Below are 3,795 nucleotides of genomic sequence, written 5' to 3' on the forward strand. Positions count from 1 at the left end.
AGTCGCCGCCGACGACCGTGAGCCGTGGGCGCATACGGTGATGGGGTGGGTGTACCAGTGGTTTGACCGTGCTCCTGACCGGGCGCTCGCCGAACTCGACCGGGCGGTGGCACTCAACCCGGGCAGCTTCTATTACAGAAGCCTAAGGGCGTTTTCTATGACTTACGCAGGTCAATCCGAGACTGCTCTGTCTGAGCTTGGCATGGCGATGCAGCTCAATCCGCATTTCCCTATCACCTACCACATTTTCTATGGCCGTGCTCTATTCAACCTGGCGCGATATTCCGAAGCCGTCCCGCATCTGGAACGCGTACGCTCTGCGCAGCCCAACCATCCGAATGCACTGGCACTGGCCGCCGCATGTTATGCCGCGAACGGACAATTGGACGAAGCCCAGGCAACTGCCCGGGAAGTAGAGCAGGCAAACCCAAAATTCACGATCAGTTTTGCGGGCAGCGTTCTCCCATATGTTATCGACGAGGAGCGCCAACGATTTTTGTCGATGTTGAAGCTTGCTGGCTTGTCGGAATAATCAGCGGTTATGCCGCCATTCGCTGCGCCGTCCACCAAGGTCCGCTTAGGGCCGTTCATGTTGGCCGGGGCGAGATCGTTTGGCAGGATCGCTGCGATGCGGCTAACGGCAGCAAGGAGCCCTTAGTTACCGGTTTGGTAACGTCGCTGCTTGGATATTTTGGGGATGGGTGAAGTCTTTTTGTAACCTCAAGCGATCATTTCTTCTGTTGAGTATTTCGCTGCGGTGTGGCCTCACGGTTGCCAACCAACCTTCTGCAGCCCATCAAGAATGTGATCGTGTTCGCGAGGGTCCGCGTATTGGGTTGGTTTGATAGAAAATTCAGCTTCTACTCGTCCGGGGTGTGTCTTTTCACAATCTAACAACGCAGCATATCCCTTGTCCGTTTGACCAAGGTGGCCGCGCGCCGAACCTAATAGAAGGTAGGCCCACGAATTGTAGGGCTGTAGTTGGATGACGCGCTCACACCAATCACGTGCCACCAAATAATTCCCCGTCTGTAGGTGGGATCGAGCAATATTTACTGCATAGACGTCAGTGGAGCTAAGGCTGGTGACTAAAATAGGAATGCCCTTTTCCGGCATTCCCATAAATCCTAGAAGATTGCCCATAGTTGCCCCAATCTCAGGATTGTTTGGAACGACCTTCAAAGCCCGCTGCAACGCTTCCATCGCCAAGTCCAAGCGCTCCGCCCGCTGGTATGCTTTACCAAGCGTCCAATTGACAAAAGGGTCGTTGCGATTGAGTGCATAAGCCCGGTGAGCTAGCTCCAGGCCTTCAGAAAAGGTTTCCTCGCGGCTTCGCCCCACAAGGCATATTCCTTCCTGCAGCACAGCCTGTGAATATCCGGCGAGAATACGGGCGTTGTTTGGTTCTATCTCGAGCGCGTCCAAAAAGCAGCGCTGTGCTGGTAGGATGTCTGTGTGCGAAAGAAGATCCAACAGCGCCATCCCGCGATTGTAATTATACCAGGCACTTGGAGATATGGTGGCCTTGGTTGGCGCCTTACCCCGTTCGGCCACCTCAATTTGAAAGCTCACCTTGGCTGCAATCTGGTATGCAATCTGGTCAGCCGACTGGAACAAACCGGCACCTGCAACCTCACATGAATCTGGAAATAGATGACGGCCGGTCAGAACATCAACGAGACTGAAATCAGCGCGCCAACAATTGTTCCACAACCGAACGCTGCCCTCAATCGCGTAGCTGGCGCCAAAAGAAATCGCCAATTCAGAAGTCGGAGTGTTCTTTGCCGTTGCTGCAGAGATTGAATGGTGATCCACGATTTTAAGGGGCAAAGCCGAGGCAAGAACCGCGATTAACTTAGGTGTCAGGGTGTCTGCAAAACTCTGGGAGTTCATGCCCATATTATCAAAAGGCAGGACCGCCACAATTGGCGAACTGGCAAATCCTACATTGATCGTTGGCGTGGCGATGGCGTTATCGCGATGGGCTAGTGTATTGCGTCGCAATCCCGACACAGAAGGTAGTATGCTCTGTGTTTCGGCACTTGGATTGACACCAAGTTCTTTGGCCAGCAAGTCAGAAAATTCATCATACCGTCGGCGGGCAAGTCCGTTCCTACCTGCCGCGATGTCCGCCCTAATAAGTGTTTGTTGGGCAACCTCGTGCAACGGATCAACGGCAAGCGACCTGTCTGCAATTTGAACTGCATTCCGATAGCGCTCAACCGCTATGTATTTGTCCATCAGTCTCTCAAAAACTGAAAGACAAATGTCCTGTAGGCGTTGCTTCTCTCTAGCTCGCCATTGTTCAAATGGTTCTTCACGCAAACTAAAGCCTTGAAGAAAATCGCCAACGTAAAGCTCCGCAGCGCGTTCAAGTGCTGGTAGAGTTCCCTCGGCACTTTTCAGTTCGAATTCTCGGGCGTCAATTTGAACCCGCATGGGATCAAGCAGGAGCGTGGTGGACGTAGCCACCAATCCATCGACATCAGGCAACATATGACGGATCGCAAATAGAGATTGTCTCAGATTGTTCAGGGCGCCTTGCTCTCCCATGCGGCCCCATAACAGGTCTGCAAGCTCTTCACGTGATCGTTCACGACCGGCGGAAGACGCCAAGACAGCGAGCAGCGCTGCTGCTTTTCTCCGCGGCAAAACGAATTGATCATTTGATGCGCCCGCGTAGGCAGCGAATCCACCAAACAAGTTGAGACGTAGCGGTACCATTGGTCACCATAACCAGTTCGGATGTAAATCACAGCTCATCGTTGCTTTAGCCGGGTCCACCTTAGCGATTTGTAACGACGAATTAACGCCAACGATCCTGTTCAGGGCAAAAGTTGTGACGCGGTTGTAACGGCAGAGCTGCATTGCTGGAGAACGCGCATCTCTTAGAACAACGGAATATCCGGCATGAAATCTTTCGCTTTCGCTTTGCTGCTCGTAGCGGGTGGTGCATTCTTCTCGTTCATTCAACCAGCTTTTGCAGCCGATGATTCGCATCGGAGTAGTTCCAATTGTACCGCGTTGATGAAACTCGTGACGTTTGTGTCGAGCGAGACAGGTTATCTTCCTCTATCGGATTGTCCGCGGGTACGTTCGACCACAAACTCAGCACTTCGTGGATTTCTGGGACTGAATGCAAGCTATGCCCAAGAGCAACCATTCGCGATGTATGTGCCCATGGATGCGGAAGTTCTGATCGGCCCAGAAGTTGAAGTCACTAGTATCCTGGGTCAAAGCTACATTGTACACGAGCTGGTTCATGCCCATCAGGTGGTATCCGGCGCGGCACAGCGCGCGCCATGCCCTGGTTGGCTTGAGGGCGAGGCGTACCGAGTGCAAGCGAGCTATCTAAAGGCCCGAGGCCTAACCGAGGATGCGTTTGAAATGGAGATTTTTGGAATGCTGCAAGGCTCCTGCGCCCAAGCGTATCACCCCGAGCTGATCCTACAGTAAGCGAAACTCGCTTCGCAGACAGCGCGACATAAGGCAAAAAGCGCACTGTTTCGCGGGAGGCCGCGGTTTAGCAACTGTCGCGAACAATAACTGCACGCCTGCACCAATATAATGGTTTCCGTCGGACTAGTGACTTGCCTCTGGCAAAAATCGAGAGCTTTGTCGGGTTTCTGCGTAGCGGCGAATGGCGGCTTCGTCCCGCACACCGACGTTTTAGCCGACAAAAATGCTGCGCCATGCACGAATGGCCGCAATGCGAAAGCTGCACCGCAGCGTTGTATGGAGCGGCCAAAGTCCGGTTAGGGCCGTTCATGTTGGTCGGGGCGAGATCGTTTGGCA

At 53.4% G+C, this 3,795-nt stretch carries 4 protein-coding genes; 2 read left to right on the forward strand and 2 right to left on the reverse strand.

Going from position 1 to position 3,795, the window contains the following annotated elements:
* Window positions 1–532: tetratricopeptide repeat protein (locus tag Q1B15_RS09500; protein ID WP_299753348.1), on the forward strand; the 532-nt coding region annotated here is incomplete at its 5' end.
* Window positions 533–765: 233 nt separating this feature from the next.
* Here Q1B15_RS09500 and Q1B15_RS09505 read toward each other — a convergent pair.
* On the reverse strand, window positions 766–2,724 hold the full coding sequence (locus tag Q1B15_RS09505; RefSeq protein WP_299753350.1) for a BTAD domain-containing putative transcriptional regulator: 1,959 nt from the start codon (window positions 2,722–2,724) through the stop codon (window positions 766–768).
* A 3-nt stretch (window positions 2,725–2,727) separates the two neighbouring features.
* The gene (locus Q1B15_RS09510) at window positions 2,728–3,000 is read right to left on the reverse strand and encodes a hypothetical protein (RefSeq protein WP_299753352.1); all 273 of its coding nucleotides are present in this window, start codon (window positions 2,998–3,000) and stop codon (window positions 2,728–2,730) included.
* Between the two features lie 27 nt (window positions 3,001–3,027).
* On the opposite strand from Q1B15_RS09510, the gene Q1B15_RS09515 reads away from it, so the two are divergent.
* Window positions 3,028–3,456: a DUF6647 family protein gene (locus Q1B15_RS09515; RefSeq protein ID WP_299753354.1), complete on the forward strand. Its 429-nt coding sequence runs from the start codon at window positions 3,028–3,030 to the stop codon at window positions 3,454–3,456.
* The last annotated feature ends 339 nt before the right edge of the window (window positions 3,457–3,795 follow it).

This window comes from uncultured Boseongicola sp. (assembly GCF_937988555.1).
Lineage (GTDB): Bacteria > Pseudomonadota > Alphaproteobacteria > Rhodobacterales > Rhodobacteraceae > Boseongicola.

Bases quoted from the DNA above. Each gene is read 5' to 3' on its own strand.
- Q1B15_RS09505 (WP_299753350.1), bottom strand. From the start codon at position 2,724: ATGGTACCGCTACGTCTCAACTTGTTTGGTGGATTCGCTGCCTACGCG.
- Q1B15_RS09515 (WP_299753354.1), top strand. From the start codon at position 3,028: ATGAAACTCGTGACGTTTGTGTCGAGCGAGACAGGTTATCTTCCTCTA.
- Q1B15_RS09510 (WP_299753352.1), bottom strand. From the start codon at position 3,000: ATGCGAATCATCGGCTGCAAAAGCTGGTTGAATGAACGAGAAGAATGC.